This is a genomic window from Citrobacter sp. Cpo069 (genome assembly GCF_030332785.1).
Classification (GTDB): Bacteria; Pseudomonadota; Gammaproteobacteria; order Enterobacterales; family Enterobacteriaceae; genus Citrobacter; species Citrobacter portucalensis.
Window position 1 is genome coordinate 39,813 of sequence record NZ_JAOWHD010000050.1, and the last position, 26,217, is coordinate 66,029.

Genomic DNA, 26,217 nt, shown 5'->3' on the forward strand with positions numbered 1-26,217 from the left:
TCGTTAGCTCAGATGTGTATCGGGTTTGCGTGATTTTTGCCAGTGATGGTGTTCACGAAGATCGGCGGCGGATTCTTCCGCCGTCACTCGAAGTTCATCGCTGTCGGCCGTGTGTCGTAGTAAATGATCGGCATCCTGCACCTGAAGATATTCATGTCCCTGAATAGTAGCGAAAAGTTGACCGGAAAAAAGCGCGCTGGCCAGCAATAACACCGTTAACCCTTTCTTAAACATCATGCACCCTCTGGTACGTTAGCTGCGGAATTGGCGATAATTTCGCCCGGTGACTATTCAATATTTTAATCGGGTTAATGACAATCTCTGTTTTGCCATTTCGATGTTTTTTACATTTTTGTTTAGTCGATGTTGGGATTTGTAACACCCGGGCAGTGCAGCCCGCTGACCGGGTGTTATCAGGGCGAGATTCAGGACTTGAATCCGGCGGCCGTCATCAGGAGACGAAAGAACATACCAACGGCGGCCAGGGCCAGCACGCTGCCGCCCCAGAGGATCACCAGCCACATCAGGCGTTTCCAGATTGTTTGTTGCATCAATGATACCCCTCACCATGTTGAACTTTGCCGCGGAAAACGTAGTAGCTCCAGAAGGTGTACACCAGGATTATCGGGATAATCAGCAGTGCGCCAACCAACATAAAGCCCTGACTTTGTGCCGGAGCCGCCGCCTGCCAGAGCGTAATAGACGGTGGAATGATATGTGGCCAGATACTGATCCCCAGCCCGCTAAACCCGAGAAAAATCAGCCCCAGCGTTAATACAAAAGGCAGCGTATGGCAGTTATGTTGCCCCAGCGAACGCCACAGCCAGAGACTGATAAGCGCAACCAGCAGCGGAACCGGCATCAGGAACCAAAGGTTGGGCAGGCTAAACCAACGCTCGGCAATCGTGCTATGTGCCAGTGGTGTCCACAGGCTGATAATGGCAATCACAACCAACATTGCCAGCAGCAGTTTTTTGGCCACACTGCGCATTTTATCCTGCAACGGATTTTCGCTTTTCATCACCAGCCATGTCGCCCCCAGCAGGGCGTAAGCCACGACAAGACCAATGCCGCAGAACAACGTGAACGGGGTCAACCAGTCGAAAGGACCGCCGCTGTAGCTGCGTCCGGTAACGGAAAATCCGTTGAGTACGGCACCCACCACGACACCTTGCGTGAATGTCGCGAGGATTGAACCGCCGATAAAGGCTTTATCCCAGAATGGTCGGTGAGCCGGTGTGGCTTTGAAGCGAAACTCGAACGCGACGCCGCGAAAAATTAGGCCGATTAGCATCAGGGTCAACGGGATGGTCAGCGCATCGACGATCACCGCATAGGCCAGGGGGAAAGCGCCGAATAATCCTGCGCCGCCCAATACCAGCCAGGTTTCATTGCCGTCCCATACCGGGGCTACGCTGTTGACCATAACATCGCGGTCGTCAGCGTCCTGAATCGCTGGGAATAAAATGCCAATCCCGAGATCAAAACCGTCCATCACGATATACATCAGCGTGGCGAAGACGATAATTACAAACCAGATAACTGATAAATCGATACCCATTAGCGATGTGCCTCCGGTTGAGAATCGAGGACGGCGGCTGAAAGCGGCCGGGCAGGCGTGCCTGTTGGCGGAATAGTCGGGTCATCTTCCTGTGGCCCTTTACGGATCAGGCGGATCATGTAGCTGTAACCCACGCCAAACACTGAGCTGTACACCACAAAGAAGGACAGCAGGCTGATGCTCATATGTAAATCGCCATGTGCAGAAACCGCATCCGCCGTACGTTGCAGACCGTAAACCACCCACGGCTGACGGCCAACTTCAGTGGTCACCCAACCGGCAAGGATGGCAATCAGACCGGAAGGACCCATCCATAAGGCAAAGCGCAGAAAAGGGCGCGAGGTGTATAAACGCTGCTTATAGCGCAGCCACAGGGCAAACGCGCCCAACAGGATCATCAGCATGCCTAGCCCGGCCATTATGCGAAACGACCAGAACACCATGGTGGAGTTGGGCCTGTCTTCTTTAGGAAACTCTTTTAGGGCCGGGACCTGTTTGTCCAGACTATGGGTCAGGATCAGACTGCCCAGCGCCGGGATTTCCAGCCCATAGCGGGTGCGTTCCTGCTCCATATCCGGCCAGCCGAACAGCAGCAGCGGAGTCGGTTCACCGGGGCGATTTTCCCAGTGTCCTTCAATCGCAGCAATTTTTGCCGGCTGATGCTTCAGCGTATTCAAACCGTGCATATCGCCAATCAAGGCCTGCAGTGGAGCGACGATTAATGTCATCCACAGCGCCATCGAAAACATCGCTCGAATTGCTGGTGTGTTATTCCCGCGCAGCAAATGCCATGCCCCCGAGGCAGCAACAAACAACGCGCTGCTCAGGAAGGCGGCAACCGACATATGCAGCAGACGATAGGGGAATGAGGGATTGAAAATAACGGCGAACCAGTCGACGGGAACGACCTGGCCGTTAACTATTTCATAGCCTTGCGGTGTCTGCATCCAGCTGTTGGAGGCGAGGATCCAGAAGGTTGAAATAATGGTACCCAGTGCGACCATGCAGGTGGCAAAGAAATGAAGTCCTGGACCAACCCGATTCCAGCCAAACAACATCACCCCAAGGAAACCAGCTTCGAGGAAGAAGGCGGTTAATACTTCATAGGTCAGTAACGGCCCAGTGATACTCCCGGCGAACTCGGAAAAACCACTCCAGTTGGTGCCGAACTGATAAGCCATCACCAGCCCGGAAACTACACCCATACCAAAATTTACGGCGAATATTTTCGACCAGAAATGGTAAAGCGATCGCCAGGTGGGATTTTTCGTTTTTAGCCATAGCCCTTCCAGCACAGCCAGATAACTGGCGAGCCCGATAGTAATAGCCGGAAAGATGATGTGAAAGGATACCGTAAACGCGAACTGGATCCTTGCCAGGTGAAACGCGTCAAGACCGAACATGCTTAACTCCGCAGGCAAAATTGATTTAGCGCAATTCTAAGTCTGAGGAGCAATGGAAGGCAGAAACAGAACAGTTCTTTTTAACCATAACAGTTGCAGCGCTGTTATAAGTTGCACTCGCTGATATGAAATCCGGAAGCTTGATTCCTGTTATTGAATAGCGTTCTCTTCTTGAAATACGCGCCGTAGGCAAAGAACTGTCATTACCGATGTTGTAAAACTGTTAACTATAACAGTTAAATAAAATACCCTGATTATGTAAACTGATATACACAGTGGTTGTCACCGACACCGGTAATCAGGACGAAAAATGAAAAAGTACCAGCGACTGGCAGAGCAAATTCGCGATCAAATTGCGTCTGGCGTATGGCAGCCAGGCGATCGCTTGCCATCCTTGCGTGAGCAGGTGGTCAGCAGCGGAATGAGTTTTATGACCGTCGGACACGCATACCAGTTGCTGGAAAGCCAGGGGCGGATTATTGCCCGACCGCAGTCTGGTTATTATGTCGCCGCGCGCCCCGAACGTGAACTTGCTGCGCCGCAGGTGCAGGTCATGCGCGATGAAGCAGTGGATATCAATACCTACATTTTTGATATGTTGCAGGCCAGCCGGGATGCGTCAGTGATGCCCTTTGCCTCCGCATTCCCCGACCCGCGTCTGTTTCCACTTCAGCAGTTGAATCGCTCGTTGGCGCAGGTGAGTAAAACTGCCACCGCCATGAGCGTGATTGAAAACCTGCCGCCGGGGAATGCTGAGCTGCGTCATGCCATTGCCCGTCGCTATGCTCAACAGGGGATGACCATTTCACCTGATGAAATCGTCATCACCACCGGCGCGATGGAAGCCCTCAACCTGAGCCTGCAAGCAGTCACCGAACCGGGTGATTGGGTAATTGTCGAAAACCCCTGTTTTTACGGGGCGTTGCAGGCCCTGGAGCGATTACGTCTGAAGGCGCTTTCGATTGCCACCGACGTAAAAGAGGGGATCGATCTCACCGCGCTGGAGCAGGCGTTGCAGGAGTACCCGGTAAAAGCTTGCTGGCTAATGACAAACAGCCAAAATCCACTGGGTTTTACGCTCAGCGCAGAGAAAAAGGCGCGTCTGGTTGCCTTGCTGGAAAAATACCACGTAATACTGATTGAAGATGATGTTTACAGCGAGCTGTACTTTGGCCGCGAAAAACCGTTGCCCGCCAAAGCCTGGGATCGCGCCGACAGCGTTCTGCATTGTTCGTCCTTCTCGAAGTGTCTGGTACCAGGATTTCGTATTGGCTGGGTAGCAGCAGGGAAACATGCCCGGCGTATTCAGCGACTCCAGCTAATGAGCACCTTATCTACCAGTTCGCCTATGCAGCTTGCCCTTGTTGATTATCTTTCAACCCGGCGCTATGACGCGCATCTGCGGCGCTTGCGTCGGCAACTGGCGGAACGTAAACAACAGGCCTGGCAAACGCTGCTGCGTCATCTTCCGGCGGAAGTCAAAATTCACCACAACGACAGCGGTTATTTTCTGTGGCTGGAGCTGCCGGAACCGCTTGATGCCGGTGTGCTCAGTACCCATGCGCTGGCACACCACATCAGTATTGCGCCGGGGAAAATGTTCTCGACCTCGGGAAGCTGGACACGTTTTTTTCGTTTTAATACGGCATGGCACTGGGGAGATCGCGAAGAGCAGGCCGTAAAACAGCTTGGTAAATTAATTCGTGAAATGATGAAATAAACCATAACGCGCTATTCAATATAAATGAATAGCGTGTTCTTATTTTCGAAATAGTGAATGCTGAACCACGGTATTATTTATATCGGGTGCGTCCATACAAAATATCAATAGTTATTACTATTGCCACCTCTGCGTCTAACTCCTTGTCTATACTCCAGAAGATTACCCCCAGGTCAGAGTCTGTAGCGTAATGAGCGTTAGCTCACAACCTGATTAAATTTCCTTGCGCCAGCAGGAACGCTTACAACACCCCGACTATTTTTAGAAAAGGACATATATTTACGGCAAGGCTGCCGCTCAATATTTTTTAGACAGGAGTAAGACGTTATGAGCAAGCAGTTTGCCCTCAGTAGCCTGTGCGCACTCAGTATGACGCTGATGACTGCGCAGGCAGCCGAACCCCCCACATCATTAGATAAACCGGAAGGCCGCCTGGATATTATTGCCTGGCCGGGTTATATCGAACGTGGGCAAACCGATAAGCAATATGACTGGGTCTCACAGTTTGAGAAAGATACCGGCTGCGCGGTTAATGTAAAAACGGCAGCCACATCTGATGAAATGGTCAGCCTGATGGCAAAAGGCGGCTACGACCTGGTTACCGCTTCTGGTGATGCCTCACTGCGCCTGATTATGGGAAAACGCGTTCAGCCAATTAATACCGCGCTGATCCCTAACTGGAAAACCATCGATCCACGCGTGGTAAAAGGCGAATGGTTTAACGTTGGCGGAAAAGTTTACGGCACACCGTACCAGTGGGGACCAAACCTGCTGATGTATAACACCAAAATTTTTCCAACGCCGCCGGATAGCTGGAGCGTGGTGTTTGTTGAGCAAAAACTTGAGGATGGGAAAAGCAATAAAGGGCGCGTTCAGGCCTACGATGGCCCGATCTATATTGCCGATGCCGCGTTATTCGTTAAAGCCACTCAGCCGCAGTTGGGTATTACCGATCCCTATCAGCTCACTGAAAAACAGTATCAGGCGGTGATCAAAGTCCTGAGCGATCAGCACGCGTTGATCCATCGCTATTGGCACGATACCACCGTGCAAATGAGCGATTTCAAAAACGAAGGCGTGGTGGCGTCAAGCGCCTGGCCTTATCAGGCTAACGCCTTGAAAGGCGAAGGTCAGCCAATTGCCACGGTTTTCCCAAAAGAAGGGGTTACCGGATGGGCTGATACCACCATGCTGCACAGTGAAGCGAAACACCCGGTTTGTGCTTACAAATGGATGAACTGGTCATTAACCCCGAAAGTACAGGGCGACGTAGCGGCCTGGTTTGGTTCTCTGCCAGTGGTACCTGAAGGTTGTAAAGCCAGCCCTCTGTTGGGTGAAAAGGGTTGTGAAACCAACGGCTATAGCTACTTTGACAAAATTGCCTTCTGGAAAACGCCGATTGCCGAAGGTGGAAAATTCGTTCCTTACAGTCGCTGGACGCAGGATTACATCGCCATTATGGGCGGTCGTTAATTCCACTGGGGGTTTTATGACGTACGCAGTGGAGTTTCATAACGTCTCGCGTTTGTATGGGGATGTTCGTGCAGTTGATGGGGTAAGTATTGCGATTAACGACGGTGAGTTTTTCTCTATGCTGGGGCCATCCGGCTCCGGCAAGACCACTTGTCTGCGCCTGATTGCCGGGTTTGAGCAGCTGTCAGGCGGCGCAATTACCATTTTTGGTAAGCAGGCCAGCGAATTGCCGCCCTGGGAACGGGACGTCAATACGGTATTTCAGGATTACGCGTTGTTCCCGCACATGTCGATTCTCGACAACGTCGCCTACGGGCTGATGGTCAAAGGCATCGATAAAAAACAGCGCCACGCGAAAGCACGTGAAGCGCTGGATAAGGTCGCACTCGGTTTTGTGCATGAGCGTAAACCGTCGCAGCTTTCCGGTGGGCAACGTCAGCGCGTGGCGATTGCCCGGGCGCTGGTCAATGAGCCGCGCGTCCTGCTGTTGGATGAGCCGCTCGGGGCATTGGATCTTAAATTGCGTGAACAGATGCAGCTGGAACTGAAAAAATTACAGCAATCTCTTGGCATCACGTTCATTTTTGTTACCCACGATCAGGGTGAAGCCCTGTCGATGTCCGATCGTGTGGCGGTGTTTAATAACGGTCGCATTGAACAGGTAGATTCTCCGCGTGAACTGTATATGCGTCCACGTACGCCGTTTGTGGCAAGTTTCGTCGGGACGTCAAATGTCTTCGATGCGACGATGTCGGCGAACGTTTGCGGGCTACAGGGGATGTTCTCCCTGCGTCCGGAACATATTCGTTTGAATGATGCCGGGGGAGAAGTCCAGGCTACGGGAGTTATCCAGGCGGTGCAGTACCAGGGCGCGGCGACGCGGTTTGAGCTAAAACTCGCCGGAGGGGAAAAATTGCTGGTTAGCCAGGCGAACCTGACGGGAGAAATGCTACCGTCAACGTTGTCGCCAGGTCAGCAGGTGATGGCATCCTGGTCACGCGACGTGATGGTACCGCTGGTTGAGGAGAGGTGAATGGCTATGAACGTCTTACATTCGCCTCCACAGTCGACAAGCCTGAACCGGATCTCAGGTTACTTCTGGCGTAATCCGGGGCTGGGGTTGTTTTTGCTGCTCCTCGGACCGCTGATGTGGTTTGGCATCGTCTACTTTGGCTCATTACTGACGCTGTTGTGGCAAGGTTTTTATACCTTCGACGATTTCACCATGTCGGTCACACCAGACCTGACGCTGGCGAATTTGCAGGCGCTGTTTAATCCCGCTAACTACGACATCATTTTGCGCACTCTGACGATGGCGGTAGCGGTCACCATCGCCAGCGCGATTCTGGCGTTTCCGATGGCGTGGTATATGGCGCGCTATACCAGCGGCAAAATGAAGGCTTTTTTTTACATTGCCGTCATGTTGCCAATGTGGGCCAGCTACATCGTTAAAGCCTATGCGTGGACGCTGCTGTTGGCTAAAGACGGTGTGGCGCAGTGGTTTTTAACCCATCTCGGGCTGGAACCGCTGCTGCTTTCGTTCCTGACGCTGCCTGCGGTAGGCGGCAATACGCTGTCGACTTCAGGCTTAGGGCGTTTCCTGGTGTTCGTCTACATCTGGCTGCCGTTTATGATCCTGCCGGTACAGGCCGCGCTGGAGAGACTTCCGCCGTCGCTGTTACAGGCTTCTGCTGATTTGGGCGCGCGTCCGCGTCAAACCTTCCGCTATGTGGTCCTCCCACTGGCGATACCGGGTATTGCCGCGGGCTCGATTTTTACCTTCTCTCTGACGTTGGGTGACTTTATCGTGCCGCAACTGGTGGGACCGCCGGGCTATTTCATCGGCAACATGGTGTATTCGCAACAAGGGGCGATCGGCAATATGCCGATGGCGGCGGCATTCACTCTGGTGCCGATTGTGTTAATCGCACTGTATCTGGCGTTCGTGAAGCGTCTGGGAGCTTTCGATGCACTCTGAACGCGCACCCTGGCTACTCAAACTGGCGGCATGGGGCGGGGTTATTTTCCTGCACTTTCCCATCCTCATCATCGCCACCTATGCTTTTAATACTGAGGAGGCTGCTTTTAGTTTTCCACCACAGGGATTAACGCTGAAGTGGTTTAGCGTTGCGGCGCAGCGTAGCGATATCCTGGAGTCTGTGACGTTGTCACTTAAAATTGCTGCGTTGTCGACGGCTATTGCCCTTGTTCTGGGGACGCTGGCCGCGGCCGCGCTGTGGCGTAGGGATTTTTTTGGCAAAAGTGCAATATCGCTGTTGCTACTGTTGCCGATCGCGCTGCCGGGCATTATTACCGGCCTTGCGCTGTTGACGGCGTTTAAAACCATCAACCTGGAACCGGGTTTTCTCACGATCGTAGTGGGCCATGCGACGTTTTGCGTGGTGGTGGTGTTTAACAACGTTGTGGCGCGTTTTCGCCGTACCTCATGGAGTCTGGTCGAAGCGTCTATGGATCTTGGCGCCAATGGCTGGCAAACCTTTCGTTATGTCGTGCTGCCAAATCTGGCATCGGCACTTCTGGCGGGGGGGATGCTGGCGTTTGCCTTGTCGTTTGATGAAATCATCGTGACAACGTTCACCGCCGGACATGAAAGAACACTTCCTCTGTGGTTGCTCAATCAATTGGGCCGTCCACGGGATGTGCCTGTCACCAACGTTGTGGCATTGCTGGTAATGCTGGTGACAACACTGCCAATTTTAGGGGCCTGGTGGCTAACGCGTGAAGGCGACACTCTCGCCGGAAACGGTAAATAAACGACGATATGGGAAATTGCTATGCAACATCAATTACTGATTAATGGCGAGCTGGTCAACGGTGAAGGTGAAAAGCAGCCAGTCTATAACCCTGCCACTGGTGAACTCATTCTGGAGATTGCTGAGGCGTCAGCCATGCAGGTTGATGCCGCTGTACGTGCGGCAGACGCCGCGTTTGCCACCTGGGGGCAAACCACGCCGAAAGTCCGCTCTGAACTGCTGCTGAAACTGGCGGATGCTATTGCTGATAACGCGCAAACCTTCGCTGAGCTGGAATCACTTAACTGCGGTAAACCGCTGCACTGTGTTCTCAACGATGAAATTCCCGCTATTGTCGATGTTTTCCGCTTCTTTGCCGGTGCGGCGCGTACCCTGCAAGGACAGGCGGCCGGTGAATATCTGGAAGGGCATACCTCGATGATTCGCCGTGATCCGCTGGGTGTGGTGGCTTCTATTGCGCCGTGGAACTATCCGCTGATGATGGCGGCGTGGAAGCTGGCTCCAGCGTTGGCGGCGGGGAACTGCGTGGTGATTAAACCGTCAGAAATTACTCCTCTGACAGCGCTTAAATTAGCCGAATTCGCCAAAGACATTTATCCGGCTGGCGTGATTAACGTGCTGTTTGGTCGCGGTAAAACGGTGGGCGATCCGCTGACCGGTCATGAAAAAGTGCGTATGGTTTCGCTGACCGGCTCCATTGCAACCGGCGAACACATTATTCAGCACACCGCGCCGTCAATTAAGCGTACGCATATGGAACTGGGCGGAAAAGCTCCGGTGATCATTTTTGATGATGCCGATCTGGATGCAGTGGTGAGCGGCGTGCGGACCTTTGGTTATTACAACGCCGGGCAGGACTGTACCGCCGCTTGCCGAATCTATGCCCAGAAAGGCATTTATGATGCACTGGTCGAAAAACTTGGCGCCGCCGTTGCCAGCCTGAAAATCGGTCCGCCGAATGATGAATCGACCGAGCTGGGACCAGTGAGCTCGCAGGCACATCTCGATCGCGTGACTAAAGCGGTCGATGAGGCTAAAGCGTTGGGCCATATTAAGGTCATCACCGGCGGTAAAAAAGTGGATGGTTCAGGCTACTATTTTGCCCCGACGCTGCTTGCTGGGGCGAAGCAGGACGATGCCATCGTACAGCGGGAAGTTTTCGGTCCGGTGGTCAGCGTGACCGTATTTGATGATGAAGATCAGGTGCTGGCATGGGCCAACGATTCGAAATACGGCCTGGCATCCTCCGTCTGGACCCGGGATGTTGGGCGAGCGCATCGCTTTAGCGCTCGCCTGCAATATGGTTGCACCTGGGTCAATACCCATTTCACGCTGGTTAGCGAGATGCCGCACGGTGGGCAAAAACAGTCCGGCTATGGAAAGGATATGTCGGTTTATGGGCTGGAGGATTACACGGTTATTCGCCATGTTATGATCAAGCATGAGTAATATCTTAAGCGCGATCGGCGAATGGGGCACGGATAGCTAAATATTGGCATACGTGTGTCTATACTATTCGCGCCACTGGCCTCGTCGCCATCGGACGGCGGTAAGTTGGAAATATCCGCGAGGTCAGGCTAATTGATACAACAAAGCCCCAGCATATAGCCGGGGCTTTGTGCTTTCAGGATCGCCATCGGGTTTATCTGCGGCCCAGGCTGCAAAGCCAGGCGAGTAGGGCACAGACGCTCAGAACCAGCCCCAGTTGCTGCACCATGCCTGCTAAACCCAGCATCATCCCAAGTAACAGGTAATAGCTTAATCCGAACAAAGCACCGGCGGCCCCGACCTGTTCACGGTAGTGACGCAGCGCCTGACTCAGCACATTGGGAATGGCGATACCATAGGCAATCACCACGCCGAACACCGGAATCAGGATCCACGCGGAGTGCTGTAAACACCATGCGACGAGACCTGACAACACTGCCAGCACACAGGCATAACGTACCAGTCGCTCCGGCGTCAGACCTGTCGTTAACAGTCTTCGGTTCAGCAGGCTACCTGACAGAGAAGCAAACGCAAGTAGCAACCCCGTCCAGCCAAAGGCTCTGGAGCTCCATCCTAATTGCCCAAAAAGAAACGGTGCCAGGCTGTAATAGCTAAACAGCATGGTGTTCAGCAGGGCAACCAGCATGGCGTTTTTCCGCAACTCACTGTCCCGCATCATGCGGGAAAATAGCGCGGCAAGCTTCGGGCTGAGCGTATGTTCGGGCCGGGTTTCTGGCAGCATGGTCGCTGTCAGTATTAGCAGTAGCAACGCCAACAGCACAAGGGCAACAAAGACACCGGTATGGCCGTACAGACTCACTAACCAACCTCCGCTTAGCAGGCCAAAAACTGGACTCAATGCCAGCGCGGCCCCCATCACGGAAAAGACGCGGGATAGCGCAGTTGATTCATAACTGTCCCTTAGCATGGTCTGTACCACGACCGACCCCGCAGCCGCACCGACGGCGGAGATCATCCGTGCCAGCAGCAAAACGCTGAAGTCGGTGGCAACAACGGCCAATGCGCAACCTGTTCCATAGCAGATAAGCCCTGCCAACATCGCCCAACGTCGTCCGATGCAGTCACTTAGCCAACCCCACATCGCTACGCCGACGGCAAAGGCAACAAAATAAACGGAGAGTGTTTGAGCCGCGCGCTCACTGCTTACGTGAAAAGAGGTAGCGATACCCGGCAATGCCGGGCTGTAAATGGTTTCCACCAGTTGTGGAAACATAATCAGTAGCGTAAGAAGCCACAGCGATGGGCGACGAAGTGTGTTCATAGCAATATCCAGAGAGACAGAAAACAGGCGGGCATTATTGCTGAAAGGGATATGTCGTATTACCATTATCAGGACTTTAAATATCAAATATCAGACAGATAATGAAAATTGCCCCTGATGATGCTTTTGATGCGGATAGCTTTGATAAACCGGTAATCGGTATTGCTGCCGATATGGGGGTACATGATTCCGGGCGGCACAGTCATCTTCGTCATCAGCTACTTTTTTCGGCAGCGGGAAGTATTACGATTGAGCTGGAGCAGGCCCTGTGTCTGCTACCGCCACGTCGTGCGGTTTGGATCCCGGCAGGCACGGTACATCGCGCCATAATGCGTGGTGTGATGGCTTATCGCTCTTTGTATTTTTCAACCACATTGCCGTTATCTGAGTTACCGCTGCAGATAGTCGAAGTTAATCCGCTGTTTTTTGAAGTGATAGAACGTATGGCTTTCTGGCCATGGGAAATGCCTGCCGCACAGCAGTCCAGCCTCATTGCCGTTTTTTGTGAGGAAATGCGTGCCGCCCGCAGTGAAAACTGGACATTGCAGTACCCCTCAGATCCACGGCTCAACGCGTGGCTCAAGGGATTACGCATGGGTGAATTGCCACCACGACTGAATCAATTGTCCCGACAGGTTGGGGCATGCGAGAGGACGATCAGCCGAATATTTATCAGGGATACCGGGATGAATTATCAGGACTGGCGGCAGCAATTTAGGTTGTTAAAAGCCATGGAAATGTTGGCTGATGGATGCCATATCAGCCAGGTCGCGCAATATCTGGAGTTTGTCAGCGACAGTGCTTTTATTGCTTTCTTCCATCAACATACCGGCACAACACCTGGCCGTTATTCGGGCAATATAATGCCGCAGAAGGATTAGGGGTATTACATATTAAGGATAATTTACCCAGTGATAGCAGAGTGGGAAGATTGTTTACTGATGGCAGAGAGAAGATCCTCTCTGCCAGCGGACGCTGCAATTAATCAAGAAGCGTTACATCAAGCAAACCAGCCGAACCTTGCGGATATCAGACTGAAAAGTCCTACAGCAGCAAATATATTTATCAGCACCACAGTTTTACTGGAAACATTCATTTTTGCCACCTTTCGTTTTAACCCTTATGGGTATAGTACGGCTTATAACTATCCGCAATAGTACGAATTCTGAACATAATGAAAATGGGTTGTTTTACAGCCGTTTTTCTTAAATTAATTAATAAAACTTGATGTGAGTCATGAAAAATAGCATATTGCGCGCGATTTTCTCTTCTGGCCAGGATGCCTTAAATGTCCCTATACCAAAAAATGTTGGTTTTTTATGCGGTGATGGCCGTCATCACGGCAATCATCACCTGGTTTCTTTCCCGCGATAAAAAGCGGATCCGCTTTCTTAGCGCGGTATTAGTCGGGGCGACCTGGCCGATGAGTTTTCCCGTTGCGCTGATGTTTTCTCTTTTCTGATGACGGCGTATACGCCGTTTCAGGAGAAAAGCAGGGCATCTAATCGTTTTTTGTCGGTTTCAGAGACATCCTGTGGGTGCTGATATCCCGCATTCTCATTCGCACGGGTGTACAAGGCAACCAGCCAGTCGTAAACGTAACGGCTTGCACCATGCGAGGGTTGTTCATCCAGCTTCGTCAGGCGTAGCATCGGCGATTGCTTCGGCGCGCTAAAAATAGCCGATCCTTTTTGGATCCTGCTGGCAGGGCGCTGTTCCTCAGCAACGTCGGCAAATCCAAGCCAGGTAATAAAATCACCAATATCGGCGTGTAACTGCGCGGCACAGACGTTTTCTCGCTGCATAATGCGCTGTAAGCGTTGTGGCATCTCCAGGCGATAGCTGGTGGTGACGAGAATGTCGGCAACCAGCCTTAACGTACGGGGATCGAGTCGTAAACGGCGGGCATTATTTTCATCGCGACACCACTGGCGCACGTGGTTAATCCACATTTTGTGTGCCTGATATCCGGTCTCCTGACTTTCCGGCGAGTGTAGTGTGTCACGCACTTCGGCAAACAGGTCAATCTCTTCATTAAATAAACCGCTTACCTGCTCCTCGCGTGGTTGCTGAATACGCAGCAGCGACTCAAAAATGCGCATCGGCGGGAGCAAACCATCCAGCAGTTCGCCATGTTTTGCCGCTTGCGCCTGTAACTGGCGGATCACCGACTCGTGGCTATCCGATTCAGCTTGAGCGGGATTAATCCAGCTTATCAGAGTTTCGCGGATGCGCTGTTGATGCTGCTCGCGTAGAGAAGTCAGCCTGGCCTGGCGCTGCTGTGGTGAGGTTGCCTGAGTCAGCCATTCGACAAGACGTTGTAAGCTATGTTTATCCAGCGCCTGCAACGTACCCCAATGCAGCCCGGGCTTGCCCATCAATTGCTGCACGGATTCATCAAGGTTTTGCTGGGTACTAAAACGCGCATCCTGCGGGGTAATGGCCCAAACCACGCCCGGTAATGCGGCATCATGAACAGGTTGGGTATCGTTGACCCAGCCCAACAGCTTGCGGGTGATGGCAGGCGTCTGGGCGCGGGCAGAGACCGCGTTGCAGATTAAGAGCACATCCGGTTGCAGGTGCTGGCGATAATGTTCCAGAATCCAGCCTAATTTTGCCTGCCACAGTGGGTTAGGATGAGCATCCGGGGCGAGGGGAATATCGAGCAGATCGACATTCTCCAGCACCGAGTCTTCAACCGTCAGGACCAGCTCGCGCGTGAGCAGCGCCAGTGACGACAAAGAAAGACTTACCGCATTGAGCAACTGATGATTTTCAATCGGATGAACCACCACATCGCTTTGCGTCTCATTATTGCTGGTCAATGCCACCTGGGTCAGGAAACTTTCGGCCGGTAAACCAAAATGATCAACCAGCAGACTCAGCGGGGCCGCTAATTCTTGCGCGTGTCCGGTTTGTTGCAACGTGTGCGCCAGCGCCAGCCACTGCTGCGTCAGCTCTGGTTGTTCACCCCACAGTAACGCCCAGGCGTTTGCCCGGGTAGTCAGGTCCAGTGCGGGCAGCAACGTGGCAAACTGATACCATAGTGCATCGTCAATTTGCTGCTGGTTTGCCGGTACGCAGGAGCGCCAGAAACGACCAATTGCCGCAACATCATGTGCGGTAATGCCCGGCACCGGGTGACGCTGACGCAGCGTTTGCCATTTTTCCAGGCGCGCCTCAATAATCGATTTCTCGACCTGTCGGTTGCCCGGGAGCGCGCTGAACTGGGCGATAAATAGCTGTACCAGTTCGGCTTCACTGAGTAATCGCAGACGCAACGGCAATTCGCTATCATGCGGATTTTCATCGCGCGTAAAGCGGATCGCCATATTGGTTGGTGCATGGCCCGGATTAATATGCGAGAAATAATCAAAGCTGCGATCCGGGGTAACAATATTCACTTTGCCAGTGGCATTGCAGCACAATGCTGCCAGTAGATGTGCTTTTGCCGATTGTGAGTGTCCGTATAACCCTATACATCCTTGCGATGAAAAGGTCTCCTTCAACGTAGATTCACTCACTGCGGCTAGCGTAAGCTGTGCCAGCAGGGCATCCGCTTCATCATCAAGACGCGCCGCACGTTGACGGGTATCTACCACCCACTCGATGGCGGCCTGCGCGGTATTTAACATCTTACTCATTTCAGGTACACGCTCCCGCTATCAATCCAGTAATGGCTTCCGCTATGGCGACGGTCTGCCAGCGTATTCAGTTTTAACGTTAAGGCATTGGCGGCAACGGGGGTGCCATCCTGTAACCAGGCATCACTCAGGATGAAGAATTCCGGGCCACTTTCTTTGCTGCCGCCGCGTAGCTGCAGCCGAACATTCAACACGCCATCTCCGGCGATAGTTTTTGCCAGTTCGGCAGAGTTTATGCTGAGCGTATACAGCGGCGTGGCAGGCCAGCGGCTGTTTGCCAGTTGCCGAAATCCTAACGTCACGTTGCCACGTAACGGGAAATGCAACCGGGCATCCAGCTTCGCCCCAGGTTTATCCAGATCAATATCGTGATACCAGATGTTCTCATCACGCAGAGTATTGACCGTATTATCCAGCACACCGAGGAAGCGTACGGTCGAGTAAGCGCCGATATCGGCAGCTTTAAAGTTAAAACGTGGCAAACGCAAATCCAGCGCCAGGCTGCACAGCATAGCGCCTACTGCTGCGGTCGATTTGGGATTACCAATCCGCCCCTGTTGGCTGAACGGATACCACTCATGCACGCGGTAGTTATCCATCCAGATCATACGGTTAACCGGAACAGGTTGCAGATGGCGGATCAACGCCTGTACACCGGGTAAACAGGCGGGTCTGCCGGTCACTAATAAGATATCGCAGCGATAGTGTGAAATGGCCTCACAAACCGCGTGCAGTGGGGAAGTCAGGGTAAATTGCCCCGCCAATAGTGCTTCTTGTAACTGCCTGAACTGTACCTGTAACGGCACGCTCAGAACATCAAACGCTGGCGACCCTGCAGGCAACGCATGATCGATAGCCTGTTGGATGTAGTTCATCACGTTGCGCGTGGGTTGTTGACTCAGGAGTTCGCCAAAGGTGGCATGTAGCCCGGCGACCGGATCGTTAATATCGCTTTGTTCCCAGGCAGAGAGGACCGCATGACCGAGCGGCATAAAGAGCTGCAATGCCGTTTGTTGACGCAGAATTGCTTGAGTATCGATGCGCCCGGAATCGCCAAACAGCGTGGCCAGCAATGCGGCGGCGTCGGTCACGCCAGCCTGTTGTAAGCGGGTTTGCAGCGCAGGCAACACGCAGCGCTGAATCACGTCCAGCAGCATGTCATCGCCCGCAACTTTAAAACCTTCACGGAACAGCAGATGCGGGGTAATTTTGACATTCGCGCCAACGCCGTCATCAAGCTGGTAATGAACGACGGCCATATCCGTTGTCCCGCCGCCAATGTCGATCGATGCCACGCGCAGTGCTCGACCTTTAGTCTCACCAGGCTCCGGCAAACGGTCCGGGCGGGCAAGGGCGTTAAAGAACGATTCGGTGTGGCCATCGTAGTGTGAGATAGCCTCGTTATACAGCCACACCAGTTGCCCGCAGCTGGCTTCATCCCATTCCATCTGAATTTCAGGTACGGGAACCACACTCTTTTCCTGCTGCTTACGGGTGGTGAAGTCTTCATCCTGCGGGTGCCAGCCCATCGCTTTCCAGACCAGGGCAATAGCTTCAAACATGCGCAGGCGGAAAATCTCACGCTCCTGTTTGGGCATCGCCGACGGTAGGGTCAGGATCAGCGTCCGCAACTGACGAGGAGACGCCGGGAATCCGAGGCGCAAACGCGTCGCTACGCTGTTAATTTGCCCCAGCGCCTGGGCCAGTATTTCGCACAGCATATGCGTCATCAGCGTGCTGCGGCTGTATTGTGGTGAGAACACTGGCAGACGATCGTCCTGCGGCAGGCTGAACAGCGGCTGCCCGTCATCGTTCATCAGGTTCATCAGCGGGAAGGCGGTAGCCAGCGGTTCGCGCTGGGTTTTGCCATTCATCTGGCTAAAGCGCCAGTCATGTAACACCGGCGTTTCATCCCACAGATAGCGGCGCGGGCTTGAGATCCCACTGTTGCCCTCGGTGCCCATACGCTGCATCGCCAGCTTACGGGCTTCATCACCCACACGCACAATCGACGGCCAGATAAAGGCGTCATCACGTCCGCTCTCAACGGAAAAGTGCTGCTTACCAAAGCGTGCTTCGGAAAACTCCAGCCGACTGGTGAATAGCGGATCGTTGAGGAACTGCGGCTCGCTTAACGAACGGACCTGCAATTCAGCGGTCTGACGCAGCCCGTCATTGGCATCCCCGTGATCTTCAATCAGGACACCACAGGTATGGGTATTACCGATATCCAAAATAAGATCGACGGGAATGGCGGGTGTGCTAAGGGTGTGCGTAACCAGTTTCACTTCCGGGACGGAAAGCTGCTCACCTAACAGGGTCAGCACATTCAGCCAGTGCGCCTGGTATTCAAAGTTACGCAGCGCCTGCTGGATCTCTTGTTCTGAGCGGTTCTCATGTTGGGTGACATGGTGCATAAAAGATTCGCGCAACCAGCCGTCAATCCAGGTCTGGTCAAGGAAATCAGCAATTTCGTTGTCATGCCAGGCCAGCGCAAACCGTGTACCGTTAAGCAGATCATTTTCGTTGGGGGTTAACGCCGCAGGGGCATTTTCAGTAAGCTGGCTGTCCAGCGCTACGGTAACACGGTGGGTGTTGCCCGCGCTGTCCGGCTGCGGCAGCTTTCGCACCTGCACGCGTGCCCAGTTATCCGGACCTTCAACAAACGTACGCGGCGGGTTAAAGCGCAAAAACGGCAGCGGCAGCCAGACGCCGTCGAGCACGTCCAGCGAATAGTGCAGCGTCTGAGTGCTTTCCGGCTTCACCACTTCGGGTTGCGCGCCGGTGCTGCCCGGTAGGGTATAGCGTCCTGACGTCAGATCGAAGTCTAGTCTCAGTAGCGGACCGTTTGCCGTTTTGCGCACAAAGCGTCCATGGTGCGCAGATTCCTGCGGCGTGAGGCCGAAATCCAGAAATTGCACACCGCTATTGGCGATGAGCGTCACGCTCTGTTTGTAATCACACAGATTCACCAACATAAAATCAGGCACCTATCTTTTTGATCGTCAGAGGGATTTCCGCGTGATCGTCATAACGCGCGGTACAGGCGGCGACGTCATTGGTTCCCGCTTTGCAGGTAATTTCAGGCATCGGATAACGTGAACCGTCGGTACAACGGGCATTGCCGCGACTCTTAATCATTAATTCACCCGACTGGTGCAAACCGGAGAAAATCTCGGCACGACAAACAATATTGTCACCATGCACCACGCGCGCAGTGCCTTTATTGGCCTGGATCTGATAGCGCAGCGACGGCGCTTTGCCGCTCACCGGATCTTTAACATCGACCATGACGCGCCAGTTACCGTTGAGAAAACGCGTCGTTCCTGCCTTCATCTGGTTGGCATCCATCACCAGCGCATCTTTTGGAATTGCGGCAATCACCACCGGTCCTTCGACAGGTTTCTCTTTCTTCGCAGCTGGAGTCACTTCAGCACGATGCAGGGGCAGTACAGATGTCAGTGCTGGCAGCGATGCCATATCAACCTTAGCGACTTCAATAGCGGCGACTGCGGGTACGGGCTGGGTGGTCTGTTGCTTCCACAGCAGCGGCCCAACGATGGCTGCAATAATCACTGCGACAACGGGTAGGCTCCACAGCGGCAGGCGGCGTATGGGCTTCTCCTGTACCGGCGGCGCAGTGACTTCAGGTTCGTTAACAATAACCGGGGGTTGAGGTTCAGGTTCAGCCGGTTTTGGCTGATCAACGACCGGCGTCAGTAAGGGGACATCGGCCTCGGCAAAGGTAATTTCCGGTGCGATTTCTTCTTCCTGTTCTGGCTCTGCTACGGTAACCACAGGAGGAACATCGGCAATGCGCAGGCAGTCGAGCACATCGTCGCGGGGATTTTCATTCAGATTGACGAAGCCCCAGAACGTAATAACGGGTTTGCCATCAACCAGAAACACGTGATTTTCACCGGGAAATTGGATGGCTTTTTCGAGCAGTGAGCCAAACAGCTGTAGGGAGGTTTTCCCCGATTGCAGACTTTTACGGCTCAGGGACGCCGCATTTTCCAGCGTGCTCCCCAGATAGCGCAGCGCACGAAAACGTGCTTCTTCATCAGCGGCTTTCCACGCCACGGCTTTCCCTTCTATCGGGGAATACCAGTCAACCCGATCGCCGTTGTCGTTAATTTGTGGGATCGCCAGACAATCCACCATCGCCTGCTGTTTACGCAGACGAAGCGTTTCACGAATTTGCAATGCTGAATCAAACACGGCCTGACCACCGCCGCCCACGGCCTGATAGTCATCCAAATTGCCGCTGCGCAAGAGAGTTTTTGCCACGTTGTTACCCCTTAGACTTCTTCACGTATCTACTTTACGTTTTATAAAAACGAGCAAACGGCGAAAGAGAGGCAAAAAGGGGCTAATTTTCATGGCATAGAGTGCCGGGAAAAATCTTGACGTTTTGAAAAAGACTTAAGGTAAATTAATTCGCTTGGAGTGATGAATTATTCAGCGAAATACACCGGATTAGAATAACCTGATAGTGATTTGTTATTGGTCAGTTTTTGTCAGCTATGCTCTGATATCCCTGTTAATAATAAAATAAGAAGGCTTATAACCATGATTGCAAGGAAAACGTTACTCGCGCTGGCTCTCAGCGCCGTCTTACCGTCAGGCGCTGCGTTCGCGGCCAATACTGACACCATCATCTATTGCTCTGAAGCATCTCCGGAGTCATTTAACCCGCAAATCGCCAGTTCAGGTCCTTCATTTGTGGCCAGTTCACAGGTGCTCTACAACCGACTCATCAACTTTGATCCGGTAAAGAATACCCCGATACCGTCTCTGGCGACGGACTGGACGATTTCCCCGGACGGTAAGACTTATACGTTTACCCTGCGTCAGGGCGTGAAATTCAACAGTAATAAATTCTTTAAACCGACCCGCGACTTCAACGCAGATGACGTGATTTTCTCGGTATTACGGCAGAAAGATGCCGATCATCCGTATCACAAGGTTTCTCAGGGAAGCTACGAATACTTTAACGATGTTGGTCTGGATAAACTGATTAAAGAAGTGAAGAAGGTCGATGATTATCATGTTCAGTTTGTCCTCAATGAACCTAATGCTGCGTTTCTTGCCGACTGGGGTATGGATTTTGCCTCTATCCTTTCTGCGGAATATGCCGACGCGATGCTGAAAAAAGGCACCCCGGAAAACGTCGATAACTGGCCGATTGGCACCGGGCCTTACGTGTTGCAACAGTACAAGCAGGACTCGCAAATCCGCTATCTTGCCAACCCGAACTACTGGGATGGCGCCGTTCCAACGAAGCACCTGATCTTCTCAATCACGCCAAACGTCCAGACGCGGCTGGCAAAACTGCAAACCAATGAGTGCCAGATAATCCCGGCACCAGCCCCCGTACAGTTTGACGAGATTAAAAAGAATAAAGATTTGACGCTGCATGCGGTTGAAGCGCTGAACGTCGGATATCTGGCGTTTAATACCGAGAAAAAACCGTTTGATAACGTGCTGGTGCGTCAGGCGCTAAACTACGCGACCGATAAAAAGGCCATTATTAACGCCGTCTTTTTAGGTTCCGGTACGGTGGCGAAATCGCCGATTCCGCCGAATATGATGGGCTTCAATAAAGATCTGCAGGATTACGCTTACGACCCGCAAAAGGCGAAAGATCTGCTGAAGCAGGCGGGGCTGGAAAACGGCTTTGAAGCGACGCTGTGGTCAATGCCGGTTCAGCGCCCTTACAACCCGAACTCCCGACGGATTGCTGAGATGATCCAGAGCGACTGGGCAAAGGTGGGCGTGAAGGCGAAAATTGTGTCGTACGAGTGGGGGGAATATCTCTCCGGAATGCGTAAAGGTGAGCATGACACCGCGTTGTTTGGCTGGATGTCAGACAACGGCGATCCGGATAACTTCGCCGATGTGCTGCTGGGCTGCGACAGCATAAAAACCGGATCTAACGCCGCGCGCTGGTGCGATAAAGAGTATAATTCGCTGGTTCAAAAGGCGAAGCTGGTGAGTAAACCGGAAGAGCGCGCCGCGCTTTACCAGCAATCGCAAGAGATTTTCTACCAGCAGGCTCCGTGGATAGCTCTGGCAAACGGTAAAACGTTCTACGCTACGCGCAGCAACGTCAGCGGATACAGCGTCAGCCTGATGGGCAGTGATTTTTCAAAAGCAAAATTAAATTAATGAGTTAAGGAGAGGTTATGTCGCATCTGGATGAGGTCAGCGCACGTGTTGATACCGCCATTGAAGAGAGCGTCATTACGCATATGAATGAATTGCTGATTGAGCTCAGCGATGATATCGCGTTGAGCCGGGAAGACCGCTATACCCAGCAACAGCGTTTGCGTACGGCTATCGCACATCATGGCCGTCAGCATAAAGAAGATATGGAAGCCCGTCGCGAACAGTTGACCAAAGGCGGCACAATCCTCTGATATTTCACTTATCCGACCTACAGGCACGTTCTGTAGGTCTGATAAGCGAAGCGCCGTCAGGCAATTAAAATGAACGTCTCGCCACCAGCCACGCCCCGATGACCAACAGCACCGCGCCACAGACCGGACCTACCAGCGCCCGCAGCGGCACGCCGTGACTACGTAGAATATCCAGCACCAGCCCGCCGATTAACTGGCTAGCAACCAGCACCGCGATAGTGGTAGCGGCACCCACATTTTGGTACCCACTGATGCTGGCGAAAACAAAGAACGATCCCAGCAATCCGGGGATGAGTGTCCACCAGCGCACGCTGGATACCAGTTCTCCAAATCCCACAGCTCCTTGCTTAAACCACAGTATGCTGACAAACAGCACGATCCCGACAAGCGAGTTAAGTAACATGGCGATGAGGATCGTCGAAGACGTCTGGGTGATGCGTACCATCAAGGTATTTTGCACCACCAGACCAATACCTGCGGCAATCAGAAAGGAGAGGGTCAGCGTCTGGTTCATCTACGGGCATCCGGATCGCGGCGATCGTCTAGCTGTAACTGCATGAAGGTCAGATCCAGCCAACGGCCAAATTTGGTTCCAACCTGCGGCATTTGCGCGGTGGTTTTAAAACCCAGCAAGCTGTGCAGATGCAGTGATGCCTGATTCTGAGACTCAATACCTGCCACCATCACATGCTTGCCGCATGCGCGGGCTTCGTCTATCAGTCTGCTGAGCAGTGCCCGTCCTAGCCCTTTTCCCTGATGTTCAGGATGAACATACACCGAATGTTCAACGGTATGACGGAAGCCATCAAAGTTACGCCAGTCGCCAAAGGAGGCGTATCCTGTAACCACGCCATTCTCTTCACTCACCAGCACCGGATACCCCATCAATTGGCGGGCTTCATACCAGGAAATACGGTTTTCGGCATCGACCGTTTGATCGTTCCAGATAGCCGCCGTATGCAGTACCGCATGGTTGTAGATTTCTGCAATGGCGGCGCAGTCTTCTTTGCTGGCAAATCGAATTGACATGTTGAACCTCAGGGGTTGTTCACTATAGTATTACAATATGAATACTATTGAAGACAGCATAAATCAACGGATCAGTGCAAGAATTCGCATTGAGCGGGAATCTCGCGGTTGGTCACTCACGGAACTTGCCGAGCGCGCGGGTGTGTCGCGGGCCATGATCCATAAAATAGAGCGCGGCGAGAGTAGTCCAACGGCTACGCTGCTGGGCAGGCTTTCCGGCGCGTTTGGCATCAGCATGTCTACCCTGATTGCGCGGGCTGAAATGCAGGAGGGTAAGCTATTGCGCTTCGTCGATCAGCCTGTTTGGCACGATCCACAAAGTCACTATCTGCGCCGCCATGTTTCACCACGCAGCGATCTGCCTATCGATCTGGTGCAGATCGAATTACCCGCCGGAAGTGATATCCCGATGCCAGCCTCTTCCTATGTGCTGGCCAGACAACTTATCTGGTTACAGCAGGGGGAATTAATCTTTGTCGAAGGGGACGCACGCCATGAAATGCAGGCAGGTGATTGCCTGGAACTTGGCCCGCCGAATGACTGTCGGTTTATCAATGAAGCCGCGCAACCCTGCGTTTACCTGGTTGTGCGGTTAAATCACGTCGTCAGCTAAATAGCAGGAATGGGCTGCTACTATTGATGGATTCATGCCAAAAGCAGAGGAGCACATCATGGGTCAACAGACTAATCGTAACCGTCGTTGGGTACTGGCTTCCCGCCCACATGGCGCGCCAGTCCCAGAGAACTTCCGTCTTGAAGAAGATGAAGTCGCAACACCGGGCGAAGGCCAGATGTTGTTGCGCACCGTTTATCTTTCCCTTGATCCCTACATGCGTGGCCGCATGAGCGATGAGCCATCTTACTCACCACCAGTAGAGATTGGTGGTGTTATGGTGGGGGGTACCGTAAGTCGCGTGGTGTCATCCCACCATCCGGACTACCAGCCAGGCGAATGGGTATTGAGCTACAGCGGTTGGCAGGACTATGACATCTCCGACGGCAACGGGCTGGTGAAGCTTGGCGATCATCCCGAGCATCCCGAGCATCCCTCCTGGGCGCTGGGAGTTATGGGTATGCCGGGGTTTACCGCTTATATGGGCCTGCTGGATATCGGTCAGCCAAAAGCCGGGGAAACGCTGGTGGTAGCTGCCGCAACCGGGCCGGTTGGCGCAACGGTCGGGCAGATCGGTAAGCTTAAGGGTTGTCGGGTGATCGGTGTGGCGGGTGGGGCAGAGAAATGCCGACATGCCACCGAGGTCTTGGGTTTTGATGTCTGTCTCGATCACCACGCACAAGATTTTGCGCAACAACTGGCAAAAGCCTGCCCGCAGGGTATTGATATTTATTACGAAAACGTCGGTGGAAAAGTATTTGATGCCGTTCTGCCATTGCTCAATACCTCAGCGCGGATTCCGCTTTGTGGCCTGGTCAGCGGTTATAACGCAACGTCGCTTCCGGCCGGACCTGACAGATTACCGCTGTTAATGGCAACGCTGCTGAAAAAGCGTATCCGCATGCAGGGTTTTATCATTGGTCAGGATTATGGACACCGTATTCATGAGTTTCAGCGGGAGATGGGGCGCTGGGTTAAAGAGGGCAAAATCCACTACCGCGAGCAGGTGACCGACGGTCTGGAAAATGCGCCACAAACCTTTATCGGTCTGCTGACTGGCAAAAACTTCGGCAAGGTAGTGATTCGTCTTGCTGAGGATTGATGCGTAAAGGTGGAAGACGGTGAATGCCTGTAACCAGGCCTGCTTCGTACAAAATGTAGGCCTGGTAAAATGCCAATGTCGTTATCTGGTATTCATGGAGAAAATAAGAAGGTTACTACCCGAAAGCGAATAAACACTCCACATTGAGATAAATAATGATTACTATTCTCATTCCTAAAAAGGCAAAACCATGATTTTGCTCATTGAAGCTATGTGAAGCAGTAACAAACGAATTTATCAAAGGGAGTCGTCATGTCTTTACGTCATCTGTTTTCGCCGCGTCTGCGTGGTTCTTTACTGTTAGGTTCACTGCTCGTTGCATCATCTTTTACTACGCAGGCTGCAGAAGAACTGCTGCGCAAAGCCGTCGGCAAAGGTGCCTATGAAATGGCGTACAGCCAGCAAGAGAACGCGCTGTGGCTGGCGACCTCACAGAGCCGCAAACTGGATACCGGCGGGGTGGTTTATCGTCTTGACCCGGTCACCCTCGAAGTGACCCAGGTGATTCATAACGATCTCAAACCGTTTGGTGCCACCATCAACAACGCCACGCAAACGCTGTGGTTCGGCAATACGGTAAACAGCGCGGTAACGGCGATGGATGCCAAAACGGGTGCGGTGAAAGGACGTCTGGTGCTGGATGCGCGTAAACGTTCTGAAGACGTTCGCCCGCTGCAGCCGCGTGAGCTGGTCGCCGATGATGCTACCAACACGGTATACATTAGCGGTATTGGTAAAGAGAGCGTGGTTTGGGTGGTGGACGGTGAGACGATCAAGCTGAAGAACACCATCCAGCATACCGGCAAAATGAGCACCGCTCTGGCTGTCGACAGCAAGGCTAAACGCCTGTACACCGCCAATGCGGACGGTGAATTCATTACCATTGACACCGCCACTAACAAAATTCTCAGCCGCAAAAAACTGCTGGATGACGGGAAAGAGCATTTCTTTATCAACCTGAGCCTGGACACAGCGGGCAACCGCGCATTTGTCACCGACTCTAAAGCGGCGGAAGTGCTGGTAATCGATACCCGTAATGGCAATGTACTGGCAAAAGTAGCCGCGCCGGAATCCCTGGCCGTGTTGTTCAACCCAACGCGTAATGAAGCCTACGTGACTCATCGCCAGGCCGGTAAAGTGAGTGTGATCGACGCGAAAAGCTATAAAGTCGTCAAAACATTCGAGACCCCAACGTTCCCGAATAGCCTGGCGCTCTCCGCCGATGGTAAAACCCTGTATGTCAGCGTGAAACAGAAATCTACCCGCGAGCAGGAAGCCACCCAGCCGGACGATGTTATTCGTATTGCGCTATAAAACATCCGGAGGGGGAAACCCCTCCTGTCATTTCTCTAAACCCCACGATACGCCTCGTTACACCCCGCCAGTAGCCTCACCCACTTCAGGGACTTACACTACGCCCTCAACGGCTAACTGAATAACGCAGGAATACCATGAAAAAGCCATTTATCTGTCTTTGTGCAGGCGTAATGCTGTTTACCCTTGCAGGATGCACCACCGATTACGTCATGACGACGAAAAGCGGACAAACCATCACCACCCAGGGTAAACCAAAACTGGATAAAGACACGGGAATGACCAGCTATACCGATCAGGATGGGAATGCGCGGGAAATTAACAGCAACGACGTCGCGCAGTTGATTGAAGCGAACTAAAAAAGAAGGCCTGAAGGGGTAACCTGTCAGGCC

25 protein-coding genes are annotated in these 26,217 nt (G+C 52.9%); 14 read left to right on the top strand and 11 right to left on the bottom strand.

What is annotated here, in order from left to right:
• Window positions 1-3 precede the first annotated feature (3 nt).
• From OGY08_RS12510 to OGY08_RS12525, 4 genes are all read right to left on the bottom strand, one after another.
• Window positions 4-234 carry a DUF2554 family protein gene (locus OGY08_RS12510; protein ID WP_125363280.1) on the bottom strand — a complete coding sequence of 77 codons (231 nt, stop codon included), beginning with the start codon at window positions 232-234 and terminating at the stop codon, window positions 4-6.
• A 191-nt stretch (window positions 235-425) separates the two neighbouring features.
• On the bottom strand, window positions 426-551 hold the full coding sequence (locus tag OGY08_RS12515; protein ID WP_003020230.1) for a DUF2474 domain-containing protein: 126 nt from the start codon (window positions 549-551) through the stop codon (window positions 426-428).
• On the bottom strand, window positions 551-1,561 hold the full coding sequence (gene cydB, locus OGY08_RS12520; protein WP_008784845.1) for a cytochrome d ubiquinol oxidase subunit II: 1,011 nt from the start codon (window positions 1,559-1,561) through the stop codon (window positions 551-553). Before cydB ends, OGY08_RS12515 begins: the two co-directional genes overlap by 1 nt.
• Window positions 1,561-2,964: a cytochrome ubiquinol oxidase subunit I gene (locus OGY08_RS12525; RefSeq protein ID WP_060682173.1), complete on the bottom strand. Its 1,404-nt coding sequence runs from the start codon at window positions 2,962-2,964 to the stop codon at window positions 1,561-1,563. The genes cydB and OGY08_RS12525 overlap by 1 nt, the downstream gene beginning before the upstream one ends.
• A gap of 310 nt (window positions 2,965-3,274) precedes the next feature.
• Between OGY08_RS12525 and OGY08_RS12530 the strand changes: the two genes are divergently transcribed.
• From OGY08_RS12530 to patD, 6 genes are all read left to right on the top strand, one after another.
• The gene (locus tag OGY08_RS12530) at window positions 3,275-4,684 is read left to right on the top strand and encodes an aminotransferase-like domain-containing protein (RefSeq protein WP_032943525.1); all 1,410 of its coding nucleotides are present in this window, start codon (window positions 3,275-3,277) and stop codon (window positions 4,682-4,684) included.
• A 327-nt stretch (window positions 4,685-5,011) separates the two neighbouring features.
• Window positions 5,012-6,157, top strand: a complete 1,146-nt coding sequence (ydcS, locus tag OGY08_RS12535) for a putative ABC transporter substrate-binding protein YdcS (protein WP_008784842.1) — start codon at window positions 5,012-5,014, stop codon at window positions 6,155-6,157.
• Window positions 6,158-6,173: 16 nt separating this feature from the next.
• Window positions 6,174-7,190, top strand: a complete 1,017-nt coding sequence (locus OGY08_RS12540; RefSeq protein ID WP_125363256.1) for an ABC transporter ATP-binding protein — start codon at window positions 6,174-6,176, stop codon at window positions 7,188-7,190.
• Window positions 7,191-8,135: an ABC transporter permease gene (locus OGY08_RS12545; RefSeq protein WP_008784840.1), complete on the top strand. Its 945-nt coding sequence runs from the start codon at window positions 7,191-7,193 to the stop codon at window positions 8,133-8,135.
• Window positions 8,125-8,931: an ABC transporter permease gene (locus tag OGY08_RS12550; protein WP_003020204.1), complete on the top strand. Its 807-nt coding sequence runs from the start codon at window positions 8,125-8,127 to the stop codon at window positions 8,929-8,931. The genes OGY08_RS12545 and OGY08_RS12550 overlap by 11 nt, the downstream gene beginning before the upstream one ends.
• 21 nt (window positions 8,932-8,952) lie before the next feature.
• Window positions 8,953-10,380 (top strand): aminobutyraldehyde dehydrogenase, encoded by a 1,428-nt coding sequence (gene patD / locus OGY08_RS12555; RefSeq protein WP_003833127.1) that lies wholly within the window; start codon window positions 8,953-8,955, stop codon window positions 10,378-10,380.
• A 193-nt stretch (window positions 10,381-10,573) separates the two neighbouring features.
• Here patD and OGY08_RS12560 read toward each other — a convergent pair whose 3' ends face one another.
• The gene (locus OGY08_RS12560) at window positions 10,574-11,701 is read right to left on the bottom strand and encodes a multidrug effflux MFS transporter (RefSeq protein WP_125363257.1); all 1,128 of its coding nucleotides are present in this window, start codon (window positions 11,699-11,701) and stop codon (window positions 10,574-10,576) included.
• A 101-nt stretch (window positions 11,702-11,802) separates the two neighbouring features.
• Between OGY08_RS12560 and OGY08_RS12565 the strand changes: the two genes are divergently transcribed.
• On the top strand, window positions 11,803-12,582 hold the full coding sequence (locus OGY08_RS12565) for an AraC family transcriptional regulator (protein WP_125363258.1): 780 nt from the start codon (window positions 11,803-11,805) through the stop codon (window positions 12,580-12,582).
• 119 nt (window positions 12,583-12,701) lie between these two features.
• Here OGY08_RS12565 and yncL read toward each other — a convergent pair whose 3' ends face one another.
• Complete coding sequence (yncL, locus tag OGY08_RS12570; RefSeq protein WP_071524268.1) at window positions 12,702-12,797, bottom strand: stress response membrane protein YncL; 96 nt, start codon at window positions 12,795-12,797, stop codon at window positions 12,702-12,704.
• Between the two features lie 192 nt (window positions 12,798-12,989).
• Between yncL and OGY08_RS12575 the strand changes: the two genes are divergently transcribed.
• Window positions 12,990-13,163, top strand: a complete 174-nt coding sequence (locus OGY08_RS12575) for a GhoT/OrtT family toxin (protein ID WP_003020198.1) — start codon at window positions 12,990-12,992, stop codon at window positions 13,161-13,163.
• 19 nt (window positions 13,164-13,182) lie between these two features.
• Here the strand turns inward: OGY08_RS12575 and OGY08_RS12580 are convergent, their stop codons facing one another.
• From OGY08_RS12580 to OGY08_RS12590, 3 genes are read right to left on the bottom strand one after another with little or no spacing between them, the layout of a single operon-like run.
• Window positions 13,183-15,345 carry a virulence factor SrfC family protein gene (locus OGY08_RS12580; protein ID WP_125363259.1) on the bottom strand — a complete coding sequence of 721 codons (2,163 nt, stop codon included), beginning with the start codon at window positions 15,343-15,345 and terminating at the stop codon, window positions 13,183-13,185.
• The gene (locus tag OGY08_RS12585) at window positions 15,342-18,323 is read right to left on the bottom strand and encodes a virulence factor SrfB (protein WP_060683725.1); all 2,982 of its coding nucleotides are present in this window, start codon (window positions 18,321-18,323) and stop codon (window positions 15,342-15,344) included. Before OGY08_RS12585 ends, OGY08_RS12580 begins: the two co-directional genes overlap by 4 nt.
• A gap of 4 nt (window positions 18,324-18,327) precedes the next feature.
• Window positions 18,328-19,635: an SrfA family protein gene (locus OGY08_RS12590; RefSeq protein ID WP_128316895.1), complete on the bottom strand. Its 1,308-nt coding sequence runs from the start codon at window positions 19,633-19,635 to the stop codon at window positions 18,328-18,330.
• A 282-nt stretch (window positions 19,636-19,917) separates the two neighbouring features.
• Between OGY08_RS12590 and OGY08_RS12595 the strand changes: the two genes are divergently transcribed.
• Both OGY08_RS12595 and OGY08_RS12600 read left to right on the top strand, forming a co-directional pair.
• A complete protein-coding gene (locus tag OGY08_RS12595) occupies window positions 19,918-21,516 on the top strand; it encodes an ABC transporter substrate-binding protein (protein WP_032943514.1) in 1,599 nt (532 codons plus the stop codon).
• 17 nt (window positions 21,517-21,533) lie between these two features.
• The gene (locus OGY08_RS12600; RefSeq protein WP_125363261.1) at window positions 21,534-21,767 is read left to right on the top strand and encodes a YdcY family protein; all 234 of its coding nucleotides are present in this window, start codon (window positions 21,534-21,536) and stop codon (window positions 21,765-21,767) included.
• Window positions 21,768-21,831: 64 nt separating this feature from the next.
• Here OGY08_RS12600 and OGY08_RS12605 read toward each other — a convergent pair whose 3' ends face one another.
• The gene (locus OGY08_RS12605; RefSeq protein WP_048235334.1) at window positions 21,832-22,281 is read right to left on the bottom strand and encodes a DMT family transporter; all 450 of its coding nucleotides are present in this window, start codon (window positions 22,279-22,281) and stop codon (window positions 21,832-21,834) included.
• Window positions 22,278-22,796 carry a GNAT family N-acetyltransferase gene (locus OGY08_RS12610; protein WP_048235335.1) on the bottom strand — a complete coding sequence of 173 codons (519 nt, stop codon included), beginning with the start codon at window positions 22,794-22,796 and terminating at the stop codon, window positions 22,278-22,280. Before OGY08_RS12610 ends, OGY08_RS12605 begins: the two co-directional genes overlap by 4 nt.
• A 37-nt stretch (window positions 22,797-22,833) precedes the next feature.
• Between OGY08_RS12610 and OGY08_RS12615 the strand changes: the two genes are divergently transcribed.
• From OGY08_RS12615 to OGY08_RS12630, 4 genes are all read left to right on the top strand, one after another.
• On the top strand, window positions 22,834-23,409 hold the full coding sequence (locus OGY08_RS12615) for a helix-turn-helix domain-containing protein (protein WP_125363262.1): 576 nt from the start codon (window positions 22,834-22,836) through the stop codon (window positions 23,407-23,409).
• Between the two features lie 58 nt (window positions 23,410-23,467).
• Complete coding sequence (curA, locus tag OGY08_RS12620) at window positions 23,468-24,511, top strand: NADPH-dependent curcumin/dihydrocurcumin reductase (protein WP_125363263.1); 1,044 nt, start codon at window positions 23,468-23,470, stop codon at window positions 24,509-24,511.
• A 252-nt stretch (window positions 24,512-24,763) separates the two neighbouring features.
• Window positions 24,764-25,825: a 7-bladed beta-propeller protein YncE gene (gene yncE / locus OGY08_RS12625; RefSeq protein WP_125363264.1), complete on the top strand. Its 1,062-nt coding sequence runs from the start codon at window positions 24,764-24,766 to the stop codon at window positions 25,823-25,825.
• A gap of 137 nt (window positions 25,826-25,962) precedes the next feature.
• Window positions 25,963-26,184: a YgdI/YgdR family lipoprotein gene (locus OGY08_RS12630; RefSeq protein ID WP_003020157.1), complete on the top strand. Its 222-nt coding sequence runs from the start codon at window positions 25,963-25,965 to the stop codon at window positions 26,182-26,184.
• Window positions 26,185-26,217: the final 33 nt, after the last annotated feature.